At 70.0% G+C, this 19,245-nt stretch carries 19 protein-coding genes; 6 read left to right on the forward strand and 13 right to left on the reverse strand.

Annotated elements, in window-relative coordinates; genetic code table 11:
* Positions 1-102 precede the first annotated feature (102 nt).
* The 6 genes from JJB11_RS19160 to JJB11_RS19185 form a co-directional block, all read right to left on the reverse strand.
* Positions 103-1,080 carry a DUF2927 domain-containing protein gene (locus JJB11_RS19160; RefSeq protein WP_201175165.1) on the reverse strand — a complete coding sequence of 326 codons (978 nt, stop codon included), beginning with the start codon at positions 1,078-1,080 and terminating at the stop codon, positions 103-105.
* Between the two features lie 157 nt (positions 1,081-1,237).
* A complete protein-coding gene (locus JJB11_RS19165) occupies positions 1,238-2,347 on the reverse strand; it encodes an enolase C-terminal domain-like protein (protein ID WP_201175167.1) in 1,110 nt (369 codons plus the stop codon).
* On the reverse strand, positions 2,340-3,266 hold the full coding sequence (locus JJB11_RS19170) for a ketopantoate reductase family protein (RefSeq protein WP_201175169.1): 927 nt from the start codon (positions 3,264-3,266) through the stop codon (positions 2,340-2,342). The genes JJB11_RS19165 and JJB11_RS19170 overlap by 8 nt, the downstream gene beginning before the upstream one ends.
* Positions 3,267-3,300: 34 nt before the next feature.
* Complete coding sequence (locus tag JJB11_RS19175; protein ID WP_201175171.1) at positions 3,301-4,425, reverse strand: DUF898 family protein; 1,125 nt, start codon at positions 4,423-4,425, stop codon at positions 3,301-3,303.
* Entirely contained in the window at positions 4,425-4,985 is a 561-nt protein-coding gene (locus JJB11_RS19180; RefSeq protein ID WP_201175172.1) for a DUF1439 domain-containing protein, read from the reverse strand. Before JJB11_RS19180 ends, JJB11_RS19175 begins: the two co-directional genes overlap by 1 nt.
* Before the next feature lie 57 nt (positions 4,986-5,042).
* On the reverse strand, positions 5,043-5,720 hold the full coding sequence (locus JJB11_RS19185; protein ID WP_201175174.1) for a GntR family transcriptional regulator: 678 nt from the start codon (positions 5,718-5,720) through the stop codon (positions 5,043-5,045).
* A gap of 76 nt (positions 5,721-5,796) precedes the next feature.
* On the opposite strand from JJB11_RS19185, the gene JJB11_RS19190 reads away from it, so the two are divergent.
* Genes JJB11_RS19190 through JJB11_RS19200 form a run of 3 tightly spaced genes read left to right on the forward strand, consistent with a single transcriptional unit; the run spans position 5,797 to position 8,501 of the window.
* A complete protein-coding gene (locus JJB11_RS19190; protein WP_201175176.1) occupies positions 5,797-7,185 on the forward strand; it encodes an acyclic terpene utilization AtuA family protein in 1,389 nt (462 codons plus the stop codon).
* Entirely contained in the window at positions 7,178-7,483 is a 306-nt protein-coding gene (locus tag JJB11_RS19195) for a DUF4387 domain-containing protein (RefSeq protein ID WP_201175178.1), read from the forward strand. The genes JJB11_RS19190 and JJB11_RS19195 overlap by 8 nt, the downstream gene beginning before the upstream one ends.
* A 25-nt stretch (positions 7,484-7,508) precedes the next feature.
* Positions 7,509-8,501: a Bug family tripartite tricarboxylate transporter substrate binding protein gene (locus JJB11_RS19200; protein WP_201175180.1), complete on the forward strand. Its 993-nt coding sequence runs from the start codon at positions 7,509-7,511 to the stop codon at positions 8,499-8,501.
* A gap of 109 nt (positions 8,502-8,610) precedes the next feature.
* On the opposite strand, the gene JJB11_RS19205 is transcribed toward JJB11_RS19200, so the two are convergent.
* From JJB11_RS19205 to JJB11_RS19220, 4 genes are all read right to left on the reverse strand, one after another.
* Entirely contained in the window at positions 8,611-10,080 is a 1,470-nt protein-coding gene (locus JJB11_RS19205; protein WP_201175187.1) for an ATP-binding cassette domain-containing protein, read from the reverse strand.
* Positions 10,073-11,011 carry a branched-chain amino acid ABC transporter permease gene (locus JJB11_RS19210; RefSeq protein WP_201175189.1) on the reverse strand — a complete coding sequence of 313 codons (939 nt, stop codon included), beginning with the start codon at positions 11,009-11,011 and terminating at the stop codon, positions 10,073-10,075. The genes JJB11_RS19205 and JJB11_RS19210 overlap by 8 nt, the downstream gene beginning before the upstream one ends.
* The gene (locus JJB11_RS19215; RefSeq protein WP_201175191.1) at positions 11,011-11,886 is read right to left on the reverse strand and encodes a branched-chain amino acid ABC transporter permease; all 876 of its coding nucleotides are present in this window, start codon (positions 11,884-11,886) and stop codon (positions 11,011-11,013) included. The genes JJB11_RS19210 and JJB11_RS19215 overlap by 1 nt, the downstream gene beginning before the upstream one ends.
* Before the next feature lie 69 nt (positions 11,887-11,955).
* On the reverse strand, positions 11,956-13,194 hold the full coding sequence (locus JJB11_RS19220) for an ABC transporter substrate-binding protein (RefSeq protein WP_201175193.1): 1,239 nt from the start codon (positions 13,192-13,194) through the stop codon (positions 11,956-11,958).
* A gap of 232 nt (positions 13,195-13,426) precedes the next feature.
* Here JJB11_RS19220 and JJB11_RS19225 point away from each other — a divergent pair, with 232 nt between their 5' ends.
* Positions 13,427-14,017, forward strand: a complete 591-nt coding sequence (locus tag JJB11_RS19225) for a DUF4142 domain-containing protein (protein WP_201175195.1) — start codon at positions 13,427-13,429, stop codon at positions 14,015-14,017.
* Between the two features lie 134 nt (positions 14,018-14,151).
* Positions 14,152-15,090: a tetratricopeptide repeat protein gene (locus JJB11_RS26420; RefSeq protein WP_201175199.1), complete on the forward strand. Its 939-nt coding sequence runs from the start codon at positions 14,152-14,154 to the stop codon at positions 15,088-15,090.
* Positions 15,091-15,111: 21 nt separating this feature from the next.
* On the opposite strand, the gene JJB11_RS19235 is transcribed toward JJB11_RS26420, so the two are convergent.
* Genes JJB11_RS19235 through JJB11_RS19245 form a run of 3 tightly spaced genes read right to left on the reverse strand, consistent with a single transcriptional unit; the run spans position 15,112 to position 18,368 of the window.
* Positions 15,112-16,101: a Bug family tripartite tricarboxylate transporter substrate binding protein gene (locus tag JJB11_RS19235; RefSeq protein ID WP_201175201.1), complete on the reverse strand. Its 990-nt coding sequence runs from the start codon at positions 16,099-16,101 to the stop codon at positions 15,112-15,114.
* 10 nt (positions 16,102-16,111) lie between these two features.
* Complete coding sequence (locus JJB11_RS19240) at positions 16,112-17,386, reverse strand: glucarate dehydratase family protein (RefSeq protein ID WP_201175202.1); 1,275 nt, start codon at positions 17,384-17,386, stop codon at positions 16,112-16,114.
* 7 nt (positions 17,387-17,393) lie between these two features.
* Positions 17,394-18,368, reverse strand: a complete 975-nt coding sequence (locus JJB11_RS19245; RefSeq protein ID WP_201175204.1) for a Bug family tripartite tricarboxylate transporter substrate binding protein — start codon at positions 18,366-18,368, stop codon at positions 17,394-17,396.
* A 98-nt stretch (positions 18,369-18,466) separates the two neighbouring features.
* On the opposite strand from JJB11_RS19245, the gene JJB11_RS19250 reads away from it, so the two are divergent.
* Positions 18,467-19,177, forward strand: coding sequence for a GntR family transcriptional regulator (locus tag JJB11_RS19250; RefSeq protein ID WP_201175206.1), 711 nt, complete (start codon positions 18,467-18,469; stop codon positions 19,175-19,177).
* Positions 19,178-19,245 lie beyond the last annotated feature (68 nt).

The raw sequence follows: 19,245 nt of genomic DNA on the forward strand, positions 1-19,245 counted from the left end.
GAAGGATTGGTCCTACCATTTGAACGAGGGTAGCACCCTCGCCCACTCAGCGTCAACGCGCGCTGCGAGCGCGAGCCGCGCTGCGCGGCCGCGGCAGCCCGATCAGCGCGCCGCGCCTGCGGCCTGCTCGCTGGGTGCGCCGGCCGCCTGCTCGCTCGCCGCGGCCGCCAGTTGCATCTTGGCGTCGCGGTCGCCCAGGCTGGCGGCGCGCTGCAGCCACTGCAGGGCGCGGGCGGAGTCCTGCCGGACCGAGGCGCCGTTCTGGTAGGCGACCCCGAGGAAGTAGCTCATCTCGAGCCGGCCATAGCGGACGCCGTTCTCGGTGACCTTGCCGCAGTCCTTGATGATCTTCGGCACGTCGCCCTGGCCCTGCGCGAAGGCCTGCATGCGGTTAACGGTGTCCGCAAGGAAGGCGTCGCGTTCCTTCTGCGCCCGGGCCCGGTTGGCCGAGATGGCGACCAGTTCGTCCGCCAGCACGGGCAGCACCTCGAACGGGGTCGCGCCGGGACGCACGCGCGGCGAGTACCAGGCGCGCAGCAGCACCTTGTCGAGCGGCCCCAGGCCTTCGGTGCGCGAGGTGAAGTAGTTCAGCACCGTGTCGCCTTCGGGATGGCCGCGCACGCCCATGACGTGCATCGACTCGTGGTACGCGCAGCGCCGGGCGTCGCTGTCGCGCATCTGCATGGTGACGCTGTCGATCGTCGTTTCGGTCTGGAAGTCCAGCCGGGTCTCGCACGGCTGCGCTTCGCTCAGCGCGCTGTCCGGCACGATCTCGATCTTCACGTTCGCCTGGGTGGCGGCGTCGGGCTGGTCGGTGACGTCGATCACCTTCACGCCTGCTTCCCCGGCCACGTCGCGCAGCGCCTGCACCGTGTGCTGCCGATGCGCCGCCACGTTCACGCCGGTGATGCGCACCTTGATGTCGGTGCCCCAGCGCACGAGGCGCGTGGCCGTGCCGCTCTGGTGCCAGAGCACTTCCCAGATCGTGTCCTTGCCGCGCTGGAACGCGTCAGGCTGCGCGGCCAGGCACGGGCTCAGCGCCGCGGCGGCGAAAAGGGCGATGACGCCGGACTTCCACATACGGAACTGCTCTCCTTGCAAACAGAACCGGGTAGGAGGCCTCCTACCCGCAGGAGTTCACTCGCTTACAAAGCAGTAGGAGCCGTCCGTCAAAAAAGTCGCACAGCGACGAGGTTTGGCGCGCGGACAGCCGACGACGGAAGCCGCCGGGGCTGGCTCAGCGCATGCGAAAGTGTTCGACCGCGTCGGGGTCCCACGCGAGTCCGGCGCCGGGGCGTTCGCTGGCGGGCCAGTGGCCATCGACGATCTTCACCGGCTCCTGCGCGATCGGGTCGGTCCAGTCCACGTACTCCAGCCAGTGGCAGGTCGGCGTGGCCGCGAGCAGCTGGGCGCTGACCTCCGGCATCAGGTGCGAGCTCAGCGGAATGCCATGAGCCTCGGCCACGCCAGCGGCCTGCATCCAGCCGGTGACGCCGCCGATGCGCGCGACATCGGGCATGGCGAGATCGCAGGCCTGCGCCTGCAGCGCCCGCAGCAAGTCCTTGGGGCCGTCGAAGTTCTCGCCGAGTTGCAGCGGCAGGGTGAGCGAGCGCGCGAGCTCCGCGTTGCCGGTCAGGTCGTCGTGGCGGATCGGCTCCTCCAGCCACGCCACGCCTTCCGACTGCAGCGCGCGCCCGCGCTCCAGCGCCTCGAAGCGCGACAAGGCTTGGTTGTAGTCCACCAGGAGTTGCACCGCATCCGGCAGGCGCGCGCGCACCGCACGCGTGACGGCGAGGTCGTCCGCCAGGCTCGCGTACCCCAGCCGCAGCTTGACCGCCTGCATGCCGCCTTCCAGCAAGGCCTCGGCTTCGTCCGCAGCAGCTTGCGGGCTCATCAGGCCCAGGCCGCACGAGTTGTAGGCGCGGATGGGCCGCGGCGAGGCGCCCAGCAAGGTCGCGAGCGGCACGCCTGCGGCCACGGCCATCGCATCCCAGAGCGCCATGTCGAAGGCCGAGAGCGCCATGCGCACGATGCCCGTCACGCCGATCAGCGCGAAGCTGCGCTGCAGCCGCGTCGCAAAGTCGGCCGGCGCGATGCGCTCGCCGCGCACGATCTGCGCGGCATCCTCGACGATCGCCGCCACCGGTTTGGCGCCGCTGCGCCGGTAGCAGAACACGTAGGAGCGTCCGGTGATCCCCTGCTCCGTGTGCACGTCCACCAGCAGCAGCGGCGCGGCCCGCACGGTGGCTGCACTGGTCCCGAGGACGTAGCGCAGCGGGACTTCCACCGGCGTGCAGGTCACGCCGCGCAGGCGCAGGTCGCTGATGCGATGCCGGGTCTCAGGCATGGGGCGCTCCATTCGCGTACAGGGCCAGGATGTCGGCGATCGCGCGGTTCAGCGGCGCAGGCACGCCCTTGGCGCGACCGAGTTCGACCACGCCGCCCGAGAGCCAGCGCACCTCCAGCGGGTTGCCGCGTTCGAGGTCGTGGTGCATGGATGCGGTCATGTCGGGTGCGACGCTGTCGGCGCGCTGTAACCCGGAGGTCTCGGCGAAGTCCTCGGCCAGCGGGACTCCGTGCGCCCGGCCCACGGCGACCACTTCGCGCATCACGTCCAGCAGGAACGCGCGCGTCTGGGGGTTCGTGCGGATCGGCCCGATGGTCTGCCGCATGGTGGTGGTGGTGCCGGACAGGCCCACCAAGAACACGTACTTCTGCCAGATCTCGCGCAGGATGTCCGTCGACAGCTCCGCGTTGATTCCGCCGGCCCGGCAGGCCGCCAGCAAGGCCTCGCCGCGCGCGGAGCGCGAGCCGTCGAACTCGCCGAACAGCAGCCGCTGCATGGGACCGGTCTGCCGGATCACGCCGGGCGATTCGATGGTGGTGGCGACGTAGCCCACGCCACCCATGACCTGGCGCGCGTCAAAGGCGGCACGCAGGTAATCGTCCTTGAGCACGCCGTTCTGGAAGGAGATCACCGTGGTGTCCGGTCCGACCATGGGCCGCATCTGCGCGATCGCCTGCTCGGTGTCCCAGAGCTTCACGGCCAGCAGCACGAAGTCGACCACACCGACCTCGGCCGGCTGGTCCGTCGCCTGCACCTTCTGCACATGCAAGGGGTCGGGGCCCGCGATGCGCAGGCCTTCGCTGCGCATGGCCTGCAGGTGCCGCCCCCGCGCGATGAAGTGCACGTCCGCGCCACCCTGCACGAGCCGCGCGCCGAAGTAGCCGCCCAAGCCTCCCGAACCCATGACCGCGATGCGCATAACCCACCTCCGCGTTGGCGAAACCGGAAGTGTCTTATAGCGGAGGCGCTGGCGGGTGCCGGGCCGGGAATCCCCCTGCAAGTTCTTCCACGCGCAGGCTGGCCAGCTTCGCGCGGTAATCCTGCAGCACCGCCTCCGCCCGGCGAGCGCCGGCCGTCAAGAGCGTGCGCCAGGCATTGACCGCGCGCAAGCGCGCGTGGCGACGCACGTCCAGAGCGCAGTCGACGCGCGCGATGCCGCCCACGCGCACGCCACTCCAGGCGAAGCGGAACAGGCGCGCCGCGTGCCAGGCGCGCGCGGGCACCGACAGGATCCACACGAGCAGGATGCCGGCGGTCCATGCAATCGCTGCCCGCTCCGGATCCAGTCCTTGCAGCGTGAAGGAGCCAAGCAGTGCATGGCGCACCAGGACCACCGGGAGCACGGCGGTGAGCGCGACGGCGGCTGCGGTGCCGGCCCAGATGCGCGCGTACTCCGCGAAGCGGCCGTCCCACTGCACCGCATGCCCGCCCACGCGCGTGCCCGTGATGCGCAGCCGCTGCCACTGGAAGCCCAGGCGCAGCAGCAGGCCCAGCGCAAGCACCACGGCGGCCACGATCAGCGACAGGGCGGTCGCGTCGAGGCGCAGGGTCTCCGGGCGGTCTGCGGCGTCAGCCACGAGCGGCGCCCATGGAGCCCACGCGCAGCCCAGCAGCAGTAGTGGCCAGCTCTCGGCGTAGATGCGCCGCCATCCGGGTGAGAAGCGGCAGTCCATGCCGCGCCAGCGCAGCGCATCGACGCTGCGACCCACGGCGACACCCCACACGTACGGCAGCAGCAGCACGCCCGCGATCACCACCAGGGGAAGCGGCGGCCCGTGGTCGAACTCCTGCGCCACGCGCGCGGCGATGTACAAGGCCACGAGGACGATTGCCGGCCAAGGCGACTTGCGCACCGGCACCGCCTCCACGGGCTCGCCATCGACCAGCGTGCGGCTTGCGAGGTACAGCGCCACATGGCGCCGTGCCACCGGCGTATAGAGTCCGCCCAGCACGAGGTTGATCCACAGGTCGCGCCGCCAGCGCGCGCGAACCTCGTCGGCCCGGCCCGTGAACGCGACGGTCAGCGCATGCGGCGTCGTCGCGCTGTCCCGCGCCGGCGCGTGGTGCCCGTCCCCCATCAGGAATGCGGCGGCTTCGGACCGAACAGGATCAGCAGGCCATCGTCCTCGACCCGGAAGTCCTGCGGCTGGAAGCCCATGGTGTCCGCCAGTGCGAGCTCGCGCGGCGTGAAGCGGTGCAGCAGGATCTCCCCCAGGTTCTGCGCCAGGCTGGGCAGCAGCGCGCGCACCGTCTCGCGCGTTTGCGGCGGCATGCCGGGCCAGCGCAGGTCCACGATCTCCGGGTCATGGCCACGCAAGGTCTGGTCGGCCGGCTCGTAGCGCAACGCGAACACCAGGTCCAGGTCGCCCGCCGGCAAGGGCTGGCCCCGCGCGTCGCTCCAGTCCGCGCGCAGCCCGGCGCCGAGCTTGTTGCGCGACGGCAGCAGTTCCAGGCGCGGCGCGCTCACCTGCACTTCGAGCACGCCGGGCAGGCCGAAGCGCATGGGAAAGCGCGAGGAAAGCGCCTCGTAGAGTTGTGCCGCCGAGATCTTCAGCCGCGGCCGGGGTCCTTCGTCCTGCGCCAGCACGCGCGCAGCGGGCAGCGCGGCCATCAGCATGAGGAGGAGTCGCCTTTGCATGACAGCCATTGTGGCCGTGCGGCGTTTCGCGCGGGTGAAGCGAAGCTGCTGAGCCGCTCAGCCGCCGGCGCGGACCTGCGCCAGCAGGCGATCGCGGCTGTGGCGCACGTGCTCGCGCATCACGCGCTCGGCGCCGTCCGCATCGCGGGCGTGGATGCGGTCGATGATGGCGTGGTGCTCCTTGGCCGTGACGCGCGCGGTGCTGCCGGGGCGGCGCACCGCGTGGAGCCGGTACAGGCGCAGCAGCGAGTAGAGGTCTTCGCACAGCTGGCGCGCGATCCACTTGTTGCGGCTGCCGATGGCGATCTGGCGGTGAAAGTCGGTATCGGCCTGGCTCGCAAACACGGATTGCGGTCCCTGCTCCAGCAGCTGCTCGATGCGCGTCGCCGTCTCCCGCAGCTGGCGGATCTCCGGCGCGGTCATGTGTTCGGCTGCCTGCCGGCAGGCCATGCCTTCCAGGGCCTCGCGCATCGACAGCAGCTGTTCCAGGTCTTCCAGCGACAACTGGACCACGCGCACGCCCGCGTGCGGCGTGCGTTCCACGAGGCGCCGCCCTTCCAGCGTCCGGATCGCTTCGCGCAACGGGCCTCGGCTCACGCCGAGAGTGTCGGCCAGCTGCTGCTCGGGCAGCCGTGCGCCCGGGGGCAGCTCGCCGCGCATGATGAGGTCTTCCAGCCGCGCGACCGTGTCGTCGATCATCACGCGCGCGGGAGCGGCGGCTTCGGCTGTCGTCATGCGAGCACTTTAGCACGCGGTTGACGATGATTCCGGATTGTCTACAATCCGCCGCATTGTCTACGGAAAGCCGTCCATGCCCCCATCTGCCCCCGGCACCGTCAACGTCCTCGTTCCCTGCGGTGCGCTGGGCATCGGCGTCAAGGAGGCGGACGTCTTCGACCGCCTGGCCGAGGCCCATGCCATCGCCTGCGACGCCGGTTCCACCGACAGCGGCCCCGCCTACCTGGCGACCGGCCAGGCGAAGTACTCGCGCGATTCGGTCAAGCACGACCTGTCCATCCTCATGCGTGCGCAGGCCAAGGCCGGCATTCCGCTGCTGATCGGATCCTGCGGCACCTCCGGCTGCGACGAGGCGCTGGACTGGACGCGCGACATCGCGCTCGAGATTGCGCGTGAACACGGCCTGCGCCCGCGCATCGCCCTGCTCTACTCCGAGCAGTCGCCGCAGACCATGCAAGCCTGGGCGAAAGCCGGTCGCATCTCGCCCCTCGCGCCCATGACGGACAGCGACCCGCAGCGCTTTGCCGCTTGCGACCGCATCGTGGCGCTCATGGGTCCCGAGCCCTACATCGCCGCCCTGCGCGAGGGCGCGGACATCGTGCTGGGCGGCCGCACCACCGACACCGCGGTACTTGCCGCCGTGCCGCTGATGCGCGGCGCGCCCCCCGGCCCCGCGTGGCACGCGGGCAAGATCGCCGAGTGCGGTTCGCTGTGCACCGTGCGTCCCCGCGAAGGCGGCGTGATGATCCGCGTGGGCAGCGACCACTTCACCGTGGAGCCCCTGGGCGCGCACAACCAGTGCACCGTGGAGACGGTCTACTCGCACATGCTGTACGAGAACAGCGATCCCTTCCTGCTGCACGAGCCAGGCGGCATCCTCGACGTGACCGCCGCGCAGTACGTGCCGATCGACGAGCGCATCGTGCGCGTGACCGGCTCGAAATTCCTGCCGCAGCCCTACACCATGAAGCTGGAGGGGGCACGCGGGACCGGATACCAGACGCTCATGCTCGTGGGCATCCAGGACCGCGATGTACTCGCGGACATCGACCGCTTCATCGCCCACATGCACGACGTGCTGACAACGCGCGTGCGCGAGACCATGGGCCCGCGCGCCGGCGAGTTCGACATCTCGCTGCGCGCCTACGGCAGCAATGCGGTCAGCGGCTTGCCGCCGACCGAGGGCGCACCGCCGCCGCGCGAGGTGGGACTCCTGTTCGTCGCCACCGCCGAAACGCAGCAGGCCGCGACGCAGATCGCCAAGACCTGCAATCCCTGGTTCTTCCACCTGCCGCTGCGGCCCGGCATGGAGCTTCCGAGCTATGCCTTCCCGTTCTCGCCGGCGGAGGTCGAGCGCGGCCGCGTCTGCGAGTTCATGCTGAATCACGTGGTGCACGTGGACCACCCGCTGGAACTGGTCCGCACGCGGTTCGCCGACGTCGCGGAGGTGGCCCATGCCTAAAGTCAGCGAGGTGTGCAGCCATGTGCGTTCGAAGAACGCAGGCCCGTTCTGGATCACGCTGGACCTGTGGTTCGCCGATGCGGCGAGCTTCGAGCGCTACGCGAGCGCGGCCGCGCTGCAGCCCGGCGCCATCGCACGGCTGTACGGCGTCGAGCCCGACCTGGTCAAGTACTTCGCCCTGCCCGACCTGCGCGTGGTGAAGATTTCCTATCCGCGCGCGCGTCCGCAGGGCGGCGCGATCGAGCGCGACATGCATGGCGGGCAGCAGTACGTTCGCCTGCTCGACGTCGATCTCTGACCCCGCAAGAACACAGGAGACAGAAATGCACCACCCCGACCGCCGCGTTTTCCTGCGCGACGCGCTCGCGCTCGCCAGCGCATCCGTCACGCCGGGCCTCGTGCTCGCCGACGCCGCGTATCCCAGCCGTCCCATCCGCGTGCTGATCGGGACGCCGCCGGGCGACACGGCCGACGGCTGGATCCGCGGCCTCACGGACGGCATGGCCCGCTCGCTCGGACAGCCGCTGGTGGTCGACAACAAGCCCGGCGCGCACGGCATCATCGTGGGGAGCCTGGCGAAGTCAGCCGCGCCCGACGGCTACACCCTGCTCGTGTCCACGGGCGGTCCGATGGCGATCAATCCGTCCGTGTACAAGGGCAAGCTGCCCTACGACCCGCTGAAGGACTTCGTGCCGATCGCGCCGGTGCTGAAAGGTGCGCTCTTCCTCTACTGCAACAACGACGTGCCGGTGCGCAACGTCAAGGAGATGGTCGCCTGGGTGAAGGCGCAGCCCGCCCCGGTCTCCTACGGTTCCGGCGGCACGGGCACGACGCAGCACCTGGCCATGGAGATGCTCAAGCGCGCCACGGGCATGCAGATGACGCATGTCCCCTACCGCGGCTCGCCCATGGTGCTGCAGGACGTCATCGGCGGACAGATCCCGTTCGCGTTCGATGCGGGCGGCTCCCTGCTGCCGCAGGCGCGCTCGGGCCGCGTGCGCGTGTTCGCGGTGACCAGCACGGCACGCGACCCGGCGATGCCCGAGGTGCCGACGGTGATCGAGCAAGGGATTCCCGGCTTCGAGGCGCGCGTGTGGATGGGCCTGTTCGCGCCAGCAGGCACGCCCGCCGACATCGTGGCCAAGGTGCACGACGCGGTGAACAAGGCGGCCGCGACGCCGGAGTACTCCGCCAGGCTTGCGTCCGCGGCGTCCGTCCCCTGGCTGGGCACGGGCGAGGACCTGCGCAGCTTCCTTGCCGACGACATCCAGCGCTGGGCAGTGATCGTGCAGCAGGCGGGCGTAAAGGCGGACTGAGCAGTCACAGGCGGCGTTCAAACCGCCGATGCTGGTGAGCGGCCCGTCCCCTCGCGGGCGAGACCCGGCACGCGCAGCGCGCTCCCACCAGCTGGCCCGAGGCGCCGCCTCAGAGGTACATTTCCGCCGCTTCGTCCTCGAAGCGCTCGGGCAGGCCTTCCCAGGCGATCTTGCCGTGGTCCATGACATACAGCCGGTCCGCGTGGGGCAGCGCGAAGGTGACGTTCTGTTCGCCCAGCAGCACCGTCAGCCCGGTGTCGCTGCGCAGCCGGTGCAAGGCCTTCGACAGCGTCTCCAGGATCACGGGCGCGAGGCCCAGGGTCGGCTCGTCGAGGATCAGCAGGCGCGGCTTCATCATGAGGGCGCGCGCGATCGCGAGCATCTGCTGTTCGCCGCCGCTCAGCGTGCGCGAGACCTGGCCGGCACGATCACGCAGGATCGGGAACAGGTCGAACAGCCACTCGCGCCGTTGCTCCAGCTCGTCCGGCTCCAGCGCGTTCCCGCCCAGGTCCAGGTTCTCGCGAACGGTCATGTCACCGAACAGTTCGCGCGTCTCCGGACACTGCACGATGCCGGAGCGGGCGATGGCGGCGGCGGTCTGGCCCGCAATCGGCGCGCCGGCCCAGCGCACTTCGCCGGCGTGGCGCACGAGCCCCGATACGGCGTTGAACAGCGTCGTCTTGCCGGCGCCGTTGAGGCCGACCAGTGCCACGAATTCGCCTTCGCGCACGTGCAGCGACACGCCCTGCACGGCCAGTGCCTTGCCGTAGCGCACCTCCACGTCGCGCACCTCGAGCAGCGGCGGCCCCTCGCTCGCGCGTCCGTTCATGCCTTCCGCCCGCGTGAGGGCGCCGCCCAGGTACACGCGGCGCACCGTCTCGTCGCGCATGACCTCCGCCGCCGTACCCTCGGCGATCTTCTCGCCCAGGTACATGGCGACTGCGCGATCGACCAGGGCCGCGACGCTCTTGACGTTGTGGTCCACCAGCAGGACGGCGCGGCCCTCGGCGCGGAACGCCGAGATCAGGTCCGAGAAGGCGCCCACCTCCGACGCCGTCAGGCCAGCGAAGGGCTCGTCCACCAGCAGCAGCTTGGGATGTTGCGCGATCGCCTTGGCGAGCTCCAGCCGGCGCAAGTCGGCGAAGGCCAGCGTCGGCGGCTTGCGATCGAGCACGTCGCCCAGGCCGACGCGCACGGCGATCGCGCGCGCCTTCTCGTCGATCTCGGCGCTGTGCAGGATCATGCTCAGGCGGTCGGGGATCAGCGCGACCTTGATGTTCTCCACCACGGTCTGCCGGTTCAGCGGGCGCGAGTGCTGGAACACCAGGCCCACGCCGATGCGCGCGATCTTGTGCGAGGGCAGGCCGGCGATCTCGCGGCCTTCGAAGCGCACGCTGCCCGCGGTCGGCGGGTCGACGCCCATCACGCTGCGCATGGCCGTGGACTTGCCCGAGCCGTTGGGCCCGATCAGTCCGAGGATCTCGCCGCCGCGGATGCTGAAGCTCAGGTCCTTGACCGCGACCAGGCCGCCGAAGCGCTTGGTCAGCTGGGTCACTTCGAGCATCGGCGCTTCAGCCACGCCCCGCCCTCCCCTGCAGCATGCCCAGGATGCCGTCCGGGAAGAACAGCACGACGGCCAGCGCCACGACGGACACCAGCAAGGTGGCGAGTTCGCCGAGCGGGCGCAAGGCCTCGCCCATGCCGATCAGGAACACCGCGCCGATCGCCGCGCCGATCACCGTGCGGCGTCCGCCCAGCACGGCCGCGACGATGATCTGCACGCCCACCGAGATGTCGATGAAGGTGCCGACGCTGGCCGTCCCCATGTAGAAGACCATCAGCGCACCGGAGAGTCCGGAGAAGAACGCGCTGACGATGAAGGCGAAGAGCTTGTGCTTGGTCACGTTGAAGCCGAGCGCGCCGGCCTGCACCGGGTCCTGCCCGCTCGCCTGCAGCACCAGCCCGATGGGCGAGCGCGACAGCCCGTAGAGGATCGCCCCGCTCACGGCCATGAAGCCGAAGGCGATCCAGTAGTTGGTGGTGGCGCTCAGAGATATGACGTCGGGCACCGACAGGCCGATCTCGCCGCCGGTGAGGCCCGCGAACACGACCACCATGTTCTGCAGCATGAGCACGGCCACCAGCGTGGTCAGGCCGAAATACGGGCCGCGCACGCGCAGCGCCGGCAGCGCCAGCAGCACGCCTCCGATCACCGCCGCGATGGCGCCCACGACCACGCACAGCCAGAGCGACACCTGCGGCGACAGCCGCGCATCCATGATGCCGGCGGTATAGGCGCCCAGGCCGATCAGGAAGGTGGGACCGAAGTTCACCTCGCCCGCGAACCCGAACAGCAGGTCCCACGCCATCGCGAACACCGCGGTGTAGAAGGCGACGGTGAGCAGCCCCAGCACGTAGCCGGAACCGAACAGCGGCACGCATGCGCCGAGCACCAGCAGCACGAGCCCGGCGAGCACCGGACGGGATTTCAGCCACGCAGGTCTGGCCATCAACGCCTTCCGAACAGGCCCTGCGGGCGCAGGTACATCACCAGCACCAGCAGCAGCAATGACGGGATGCTGCGGTAGGCCGGCGAAACCAGGTAGGCCGTGACCGTCTCCAGGTACCCGACCACGTAAGCCGCGATCAGCGAGCCGGTCACGCTGCCCAGGCCGCCCAGCACGACGATGGAGAACGCGCTCGCCGTGAGCGGACCCACGCTGTACGAGCTCACGCCCAGGAACATGCCGAGCAGGATCCCGGCGATGCTGGCCAGCAGCCCGTAGATCAACCAGACCGCGATGTGGATGCGGGTGAGCTCGATGCCCAGCAGCGTGACGCCGCGCGGGTTCATCGACGCCGCCAGCACCGCCTTGCCCTGCCGCGTCTTGTTCACCAGCACCCACAGCGCGGCGATCGCCACCCAGCAGATGATCGCCGTGAAGTACTCGTTGGTCGGCGTGCGCACGCCGACCACCGTCACCACGCCTTCCACGATGGGCAGCACGGTCTTGGCGTTGTTGGTGAAGAAGTAGGAGACCGTCTCCGAAATGATGATGCCCCACAGCAGCGTGGCCGTGAGGATGAAGATCTCCTTCTCCGACTCGGCGACGCGATTCGAGCGCTGGATGGGCCGGACGGTGATGAAGTAGGTCAGCATCGTCAGGATCACGCCGATGACGACGCCGCCGAGCGCCGACGTGTACGGGTTGGCCTGCAGCAGGCCGGCGAGCGCCCACGAAGCGACGGCCGCGGCGACCATGATGGCGCCGTGCGAAAGGTTCAGCACGCCCGACACGCCGAAGATGAGCGTGAAGCCCGTCGCGCCCAGCGCGTAGAGGGAACTGATGGCGAAGCCGTCGATCAGGATCTGCCAGAAGAGCATAGGGGCGGCCGGCGTCCTAGCGGGGGGACGCCGGCGGCGTGGCGGCTGCGGGAAGGAGGCAGCCGGGCGTCACTGGGCGGGCAACTTGACGAACGCGGGGAACTTCATCGTGCCCGCGGCCAGGTTCTTGGGCCAGACGTTCACCTGCTTGCCGTCCTGCCACTGCAGCATCAGGCCGGTGATGAAGCCCGGGCCGGTCTTCAGGCCGTGCACGTTCGGGTCGCCCTTGGGCTTGAACGCCACGCGGCCGATGGTGCCGACGTAGTCCGTCTTCTCCATCGCCGCCACGATCTTGTCGCTGTCCGTGGAACCGGCGCGGCGGATCGCGTCCGCGATGATGTAGACGTCGTCGTAGGAGGTGTAGCCCGCGTAGGAGGGGTTGTTGCCGAACTTCTTCACGAACGCGTCGACGAAGGGCAGCGTCTTCGGCGTGACGGCGACGCCCGGTCCGGACACGGCCTGGTACAGCACGCCTTCGGTGGCGCCGTTGGTGTCCTTCCAGAACGTCGAGTTCGTGGCCTGCGAGGCGACGCCGAACATCGCGACCGGCACCTGCTGGCTCTTCCACTGCACCGTCGGTTGCGTGCCCACGTGCGAGATGCCGGTGATGATGACGTCGGGCTTCTGGCCCTCGACCTTGCTGAAGATCGGCGTGAAGTCGGTGGTATCGGGCGAGAAGCGGATGTGGTCGAGCACCTTGAGTCCGGCCTTCGGCAGGCACTGCTCGTAGCCGGCGTCCAGCGGGGTGGTCCAGGCGGCGTCCTCGCTCATGATGACGGCCGTCTTCATCTTGTGCTGGGTGACCAGCAGGTCCTTGGCCGCGTCGCACACCAGCCCGGCCAGCGCACTCGAGGTGAGGTAGCCGTGGAAGGTGTACTTCTGGTGGTCGTAGTCCTTGGCGATGTTCTGCGTGATCACGTCCGAGGCGGCGCCGGGGGTGATCATCACCGTCTTCAGCCGAGCGGCCCAGGGCTCCAGCGCCAGCACGACCTCGGAGATGTAGCTGGTGATCACCGCGTTGACCTTGTCCTCGTTGACGGCGCGCTGGAAGGCTCGCACCGACTCGGCCGCAGAGGAGTGGTTGTCGTACACGACGATCTCGATCTTGCGGCCGTTGATGCCGCCCTTGGCGTTGATCTCCTCGGCCGCCAGCTGCGCGGCCGGCGCGATGGACGAGCCGGCGACGGCCTGGCTTTCGGAGATGACGCCGATCTTGATGGGGTCGGCCGCGAACGCGACGGCGGGGACGAGGGTCGCGAGACAGGCGCTCGCGATGCTCGACAAGAGACGCGGCAGGGGGTGACGCATGATGCCTCCTTGTTGCGCCGCACACGTTGCGGCTGGGCGAAAAAATATCGTATTCCGATTGTTCGGCGCTGCGTCGGCTGGCCGTTGCTGACAACTACCAATCGACAGCGGGGTGTTCGGCTGATAAATACGCGCGGGGGCAGCTCGACCGCAGGCCGTCGGCCATCCGACTACATCCGAAGCCAGCGCGGGCCCACCCCGCGGCCAGGCTGCGGCGGCCTACGCTGCGGGCATGCGCAGCCTCCCCTTCCTTGCCGCCGCCCTGCTCGCCGGCGCGGCCTTCCACCCGGGCGCCGCCCTCGCCGCGCCTTCGCAGCCAGGCCAGATCTCCTCGGTGCGTCCCGGCGAAGGCGCGCCCGACCGCACCGCGGCCAACATGGACCGCACCGACCGCAAGTTCGCGGAAGCGGCCGCACAGGCCGGCCTGGCGGAGATCGCCGCGGGCCGGCTCGCGTTGCAGCGCTCGCGCGACCCGCGCGTGCGCGAGTACGCGCAGCAGCTCGTCGCGGACCACCAGGCCGCCAATGCACAGCTGCAACGCATCGCGAGCGCCAAGGGCATCGTGCTGCCCACCTCGCCTTCGTCGGGGCAGCAGCGCGAATTGCGTTCCCTGCGGCGGTCCGGCCGCAGCTTCGACCAGGACTTCCTCGAACAGATGGCGCGCGCTCACCAGAAGGCGATCGACCTGTTCGGCCACGAAGTGAAGGGCCGGCACCAGGACGCCGAGCTGAAGGACTTCGCGCAGCAGACGCTCGTCCGCCTGGAGCGGCACCTGGGAACCGCGGAGACGCTGGAGAAGCGATCCGGCCACCTGCCGGGGTAAACTGAAAGTCCGCTGCTGGCGCCAGCCACCCCTCACGTTCGGAGTCTTCGTCCGACCTGCCCCCCACGCGGACTCCGACATGACCCGGCCCGGGCGCATCGCAGCATCGTCCGCAGCATTCCACGGGAAACACGATGAGCACCCGACGACTCCTCCCCTTCCTCGCCTGGCTCCTCCTGCTGGTGTTCAGCATCGGCGCACGCGCCCAGGCCGCGCCCGAACCCTCGGTCCAGGAGATCTACGCGACCGCCTCGCGCGGCGACCTGCCCGGGGCGAACCGCATGATCGACGAGGTGCTGGCCAAGCACCCCGGCAGCGCCAAGGCGCACTACGTCAAGGCCGAACTGGCCGCGCGCGGCCAGGACCTGGCCACCGCGCGGTCCGAGTTGCAGCAGGCCGAGCAGCTCGCACCCGGGCTGCCCTTCGCCAAGCCCGCCGCGGTCACCGCCTTGCGCAGCGAGATCGCCGGCACGTCCTCCGCGCCGGCGCCGGCGACGGAACAACGCGGCCACGCGCGCAGCATGGGCGCGCCACCCACGGAGGCCCCGGCGCGCGGCGGCTTCTCGCTGGGCGCCCTGCTGATCCCGCTGGCCATCGTCGTCGGACTGTTCCTGCTGATGCGCCGCCGCCGACCGCAGCCGGTGCCCACGCCCTACGGCAACCCCGACGACTTCGGCCGTTATCCGCAGCAGCCCTATCCGCCCGGACCCGGCATGCCGCCGTACGGCGCCCCCGGTGGCTATCCGCAGGGCTATCCGCCGCGTGAAGGCATGGGCTCGTCGCTGGCCCGCGGACTCGGCACCGGCCTGGCGGTCGGCGCGGGCGTAGTGGCCGCCGAGGAAATCGGCCGCCGCATGTTCGACCACCACGGCAACGAGATCCCGCCGCACGCCGTGGACCCCGCCAACGCCGGCTCGCCGCTCGCGCGCGACGCCGGCCTGGGCGGCGGCGGCTTCGATCCTGGCGCGAACCAGGACATGGGTGGCCAGGACTTCGGCATCCAGGACGGCGGCAGCTGGGACGATGCGGGCGGCTCGTTCGGCGACGCCGGCGGGAACGACTGGGACCAGTGAGCCGCGCGCAGCACGCGCGGCTCAGTCGGCCGAGAGCTTGTTCTCCACGATGATCCGCGCATAGCGCTTGCGGTCGGCCGCGATCAGCTGCGCGAACTCGGCGGGCGACTGCCACTTCGCGACCGCGCCCTGCGCCAGCAACTGCTCCTTCACGTCAGGCATCGCCAGCACCTTCCGCAAGTCGGCGGACACCTTGTCGATGACCGCTTGCGGCGTGCCCGCGGGGGCGAGCATCCCGAGCCAGGAGCCGGATTCCGCGCCCACGATGCCGCTTTCTTCCAGGGTGGGAACCTCGGGCAGCGCACTCACGCGCTCCTTGCTCGTGATGGCCAGCGCCTTGAGCTTGCCGGCCTTGATGTGCCCCGACAGCTCCAGCACGGAAGCGAAGAGCATGTGCACATTGCCCGCGATCAGGTCCGCCATCGCCGCGCCGCCGCCCTTGTACGGCACGTGCAGGATCTGCGTGCCGGTCGCGAGCTTGAAGGTCTCGGCGGACAGGTGGGGCGAGCCGCCGCTGCCGGAGCTCGCATACGTGAGCTTGTCCGGCTGGGCCTTGGCCAGCGCGACGAGTTCCTGCACGTTCTTCACCGGCAGCGAGTTGGTGACGGCGAGCACGAAGGGCAGGTCCGCGAACAGGCCGATCGGCGCGAAGGCCGTGTCCGGGTTGTAGCTGAGTTTCCGGTACAGCGTCGGATTGATGGACTGCGTGCCCACGTTCCCGGTGACGAGCGTGTAGCCGTCCGGCTTCGCGCGCGCCACGATGTCCAGCCCCAGGTTGCCGCCCGCGCCGCCGCGGTTGTCCACGACGACGGGCTGGCCCCAGAGCTGCGAGAGCTTCTGCGCGACGATGCGCGTGCCGATGTCCGTGCCGCCGCCGGGCGCGAAGGGCACGACGACGGTGACCGGCTTCGCCGGCCACGCCTGCGCGTGCACGGCGCCCGCCAGGCCGATCGCGGCCAGGCCCAGGACAGCACTGAAGGCGCGGCGCGAAAGCGCGAAGGAAGCTCGCATGGTCGGTCTCCTAGAAACGGGGGGACACACCGGTGAACGCCGGATCGTATTTCTGCATCTGCCGCAAGTCGTCGCGGTTGCGGATGCCGCAGGCGAGGTACTGCTCGTGCAGCCTGGCGAGCGCAGCGCGATCGAGCTCCACGCCCAGGCCCGGCGCGGCGGGCACGCGCACGGCGCCCTGCTCGAAGGCGATGCGGCCGCCGCGCACGAGGTCCTCGTCCTGCCACGGGTAGTGCGTGTCGCAGGCGTAGGAGAGATTGGGGATGGCGGCGGCGACGTGCGTCATCGCCATCAGGCTGATGCCCAGGTGCGAGTTGGAATGCATGGACATGCCCAGGCCCCACAGGGCGCACATGCGCGCGAGCTGCTGGGTGGCGCGCAGCCCGCCCCAGTAGTGGTGGTCGGACAGGATCACCTGCGCCCCGCGGAGCTCCACGTTGCGCCGGAAGTCCTCGAAGCTCGTGACCACCATGTTGGTCGCGAGCGGCAGGCGCGTGTGCCGCGCCAGTTCCCCCATGCCCTCCAGGCCGGGGCACGGGTCCTCGTAGTACTCCAGGAGCTCGTCCAGTTCCTCGGCGGCCCGCTTGCTGGTCGCGAGCGACCAGTTGGCGTTCGGGTCGAGGCGCAGCGGCATCTTGGGGAAAGCCTCGCGCAGCGCGCGGATGCAATCGATTTCGTGCCGCGGCTCGAACACGCCGCCCTTCAGCTTGATGCTCTGGAAACCGTAGCGGTCCACCATGCGGCGCGCCTGCGCCACGATCTGCTGCGGGCTGAGGCCCTCGCCCCAGGGATCGGGCGCATACGGCTTGCCGTGGTGCTCGGCGTACTTGAAGAACAGGTAGGCGCTGTACGCGACCTGTGGGCGCACGGCGCCACCGAGCAGGTCCACGATCGGCGCACCGATGGCCTGGCCCTGGAGGTCCAGCATCGCGACTTCGAAAGCGCTGATGGCCTTGGCGGCGTTCTTCGCGGCATGCGAGCCGGGCGCGAGCGTGTACTCCACGGCACCCGGCGCCGGACGGATCGCCGCCTTCAGCCGCTCCTCCATCGTGTTCAGCGCGAAGGGCGACAGCCCCAGCACGTGCTCGCGGGCCTGCTCCAGCACCGCGAGCATCGGCGCGTCGCCGTAGGTTTCGGCCAGGCCCACGCGGCCATCGGAGGTCTCCACCTCCACGATGGCGCGCAGGGCCCAGGGCTCGTGGATGCCGGCCGCATTGAGCAGCGGGCCGTCGCGGAAGGCGACGGGCGTGATGCGGATCGCGGTGATGCGGACGTCGCGGTTCATGGATTCCTCAGCTGGCGCTCGCGCCGGATTTCTTCACCAGCGCGGCCCAGCGCGGGATCTCCTTGGCCATCAGCGCGGCCAGTTCGTCCGGGCCGCCCGCGACGATTTCCATGCCCATGTTCTTCCCCAGCTTCTCCTGCACGTCCGGCTGCTTCAGCGCCTCCTGGATCTCGCGCGCGAGGCGCTGCACGATGGGCCGCGGCGTGCCCTTGGGCGCATAGATCGCCTGCCACGAGGACACGTCGAAGCCGGGAACGCCCGATTCGATCATGGTCGGCGTCCCGGGCGACAGCGCGATGCGCTTCGCGGTGGTCACGGCCAGCAGCTTCAGCTTGCCGGCCTGCAGCAGCGGCAGCGCCGCCGTCATCTGGTCGAACATGAAGGTGACCTGGCCGGACGAGACATCGACCATGGCCGGCGGGGTGCCCTTGTACGGAACGTGCGTGAGTGGCACGCCGATGATGTCGGCGAACAGTTCGCCGGCCAGGTGCGTGGACGTGCCATTGCCCGACGAGGCGAACGTGCGGCGCTTCGGGTCCTTCTTCAGCAGCGCGATCAGCTCCTGCACGTTGTTCACGCCCGCGTTGGGGTCGACGAGCAGCACGTTGGGCAGGAACGCGACCAGGCACACCGGCTCGAAGTCCTTCACCGGGTCGTAGGGCAGGTTCTTGTAGAGGCTGGCATTGATCGCGTGCGTGCTGATCGTGCCGCCGAACAAGGTGTAGCCGTCGGCGGGCGCGTGGGCGACGAAGGTCGCGCCGATGGCGCCGCCCTGCCCTGGCCGGTTGTCGATCACCACGGATTGCTTCAGGGCGATGGCGAGCTTTTCGGCGACCGCGCGGCCGACGACGTCCGTCGAGCCGCCGGGCGTGAAGGGCACGACGTAGGTGATCGGCTTGGCATGCGGCCAGTCGTTGCCCTGCGCGAAGGCGGGTGCGGCAAGGCTGGCGGCAATGCCGGCAAGGGCGTGGCGGCGGTGCATGGCGGGACGTCTCCGTTGATGGTTCGGCGGCAGTGAAACACAAATATATTAGTGCGTCAATGCGGCTTCGCCCGGCTTTTCCTCCCTAGAATCCGTCCATGCCCGCCCCGCTCCGCGCCGCCACGCACGCCCGCAAGCCCCGGTCGATCGACCCGAAGCGGCAGGCCGCGCCGCAGGTGTTCGACCGGCTGCGCGAGCAGATCGTCGGCCTGGAGCTCGCGCCCGGCGCGGTGCTCGCGCGCAATGAACTGGCCGACCTGTTCGGCGTGAGCCAGACGCCTGTGCGCGACGCGCTGATCAAGCTGAGCGAAGAAGGACTGGTCGACATCTTTCCGCAGCATGCGACCGTCGTGAGCCGCATCGACATCGCGCAGGCGCAGCAGGCGCACTTCCTGCGGCGCGCCATCGAACTGGAAGTGGCTGCCACCCTGGCCGTCCAACCCACCGACCTGCTCGTCGCGCAGTTGCGCGCACAGGTGGACATCCAGGCGGCGCTCGCCTCGGGCGAGGACTACGGTCGCTTCATCGAAGCCGACCGCGAATTCCACCGCCTCATGTACGTGGCCGCCGGTGTGCCCGACCTGTTCGACCTGGTCCGCCGCCGCAGCGGGCACGTCGACCGTCTGCGCCGGTTGCACCTGCCCACCGCCGGCAAGGCGAAGGCCGTGGTGCGGGACCACAGGCGCATCGTGGACGCGATCGCGGCGGGCGACCCGGAGCAGGCGCGGCAGCGCGTGAGCGAGCACCTCTCAGGCACCCTGGGCCAGGTCGACCAGATCCGCGCGAAGTACCCGGACCACGTGGTCTGAAGCGCGCCGCTGCAGCACCGTAGAGACCATCCGAGTTCCCTGCGGGACACGCCGGCAGGCCGGCGATT

Source organism: Ramlibacter ginsenosidimutans, from assembly GCF_016654015.1.
Classification (GTDB): domain Bacteria; phylum Pseudomonadota; class Gammaproteobacteria; order Burkholderiales; family Burkholderiaceae_C; genus Ramlibacter; species Ramlibacter ginsenosidimutans.

What these genes read in the sequence shown, in the direction of transcription:
- JJB11_RS19235 (WP_201175201.1), bottom strand. Translation starts at nt 16,101, where the DNA reads ATGCGAGCTTCCTTCGCGCTTTCGCGCCGCGCCTTCAGTGCTGTCCTG.
- JJB11_RS19200 (WP_201175180.1), top strand. Translation starts at nt 7,509, where the DNA reads ATGCACCACCCCGACCGCCGCGTTTTCCTGCGCGACGCGCTCGCGCTC.
- JJB11_RS19245 (WP_201175204.1), bottom strand. Translation starts at nt 18,368, where the DNA reads ATGCACCGCCGCCACGCCCTTGCCGGCATTGCCGCCAGCCTTGCCGCA.
- JJB11_RS19185 (WP_201175174.1), bottom strand. Translation starts at nt 5,720, where the DNA reads ATGACGACAGCCGAAGCCGCCGCTCCCGCGCGCGTGATGATCGACGAC.
- JJB11_RS19225 (WP_201175195.1), top strand. Translation starts at nt 13,427, where the DNA reads ATGCGCAGCCTCCCCTTCCTTGCCGCCGCCCTGCTCGCCGGCGCGGCC.
- JJB11_RS19165 (WP_201175167.1), bottom strand. Translation starts at nt 2,347, where the DNA reads ATGCCTGAGACCCGGCATCGCATCAGCGACCTGCGCCTGCGCGGCGTG.
- JJB11_RS26420 (WP_201175199.1), top strand. Translation starts at nt 14,152, where the DNA reads ATGAGCACCCGACGACTCCTCCCCTTCCTCGCCTGGCTCCTCCTGCTG.
- JJB11_RS19240 (WP_201175202.1), bottom strand. Translation starts at nt 17,386, where the DNA reads ATGAACCGCGACGTCCGCATCACCGCGATCCGCATCACGCCCGTCGCC.
- JJB11_RS19160 (WP_201175165.1), bottom strand. Translation starts at nt 1,080, where the DNA reads ATGTGGAAGTCCGGCGTCATCGCCCTTTTCGCCGCCGCGGCGCTGAGC.
- JJB11_RS19215 (WP_201175191.1), bottom strand. Translation starts at nt 11,886, where the DNA reads ATGCTCTTCTGGCAGATCCTGATCGACGGCTTCGCCATCAGTTCCCTC.
- JJB11_RS19175 (WP_201175171.1), bottom strand. Translation starts at nt 4,425, where the DNA reads ATGGGGGACGGGCACCACGCGCCGGCGCGGGACAGCGCGACGACGCCG.
- JJB11_RS19170 (WP_201175169.1), bottom strand. Translation starts at nt 3,266, where the DNA reads ATGCGCATCGCGGTCATGGGTTCGGGAGGCTTGGGCGGCTACTTCGGC.
- JJB11_RS19210 (WP_201175189.1), bottom strand. Translation starts at nt 11,011, where the DNA reads ATGGCCAGACCTGCGTGGCTGAAATCCCGTCCGGTGCTCGCCGGGCTC.
- JJB11_RS19195 (WP_201175178.1), top strand. Translation starts at nt 7,178, where the DNA reads ATGCCTAAAGTCAGCGAGGTGTGCAGCCATGTGCGTTCGAAGAACGCA.
- JJB11_RS19190 (WP_201175176.1), top strand. Translation starts at nt 5,797, where the DNA reads ATGCCCCCATCTGCCCCCGGCACCGTCAACGTCCTCGTTCCCTGCGGT.
- JJB11_RS19180 (WP_201175172.1), bottom strand. Translation starts at nt 4,985, where the DNA reads ATGCAAAGGCGACTCCTCCTCATGCTGATGGCCGCGCTGCCCGCTGCG.
- JJB11_RS19220 (WP_201175193.1), bottom strand. Translation starts at nt 13,194, where the DNA reads ATGCGTCACCCCCTGCCGCGTCTCTTGTCGAGCATCGCGAGCGCCTGT.
- JJB11_RS19250 (WP_201175206.1), top strand. Translation starts at nt 18,467, where the DNA reads ATGCCCGCCCCGCTCCGCGCCGCCACGCACGCCCGCAAGCCCCGGTCG.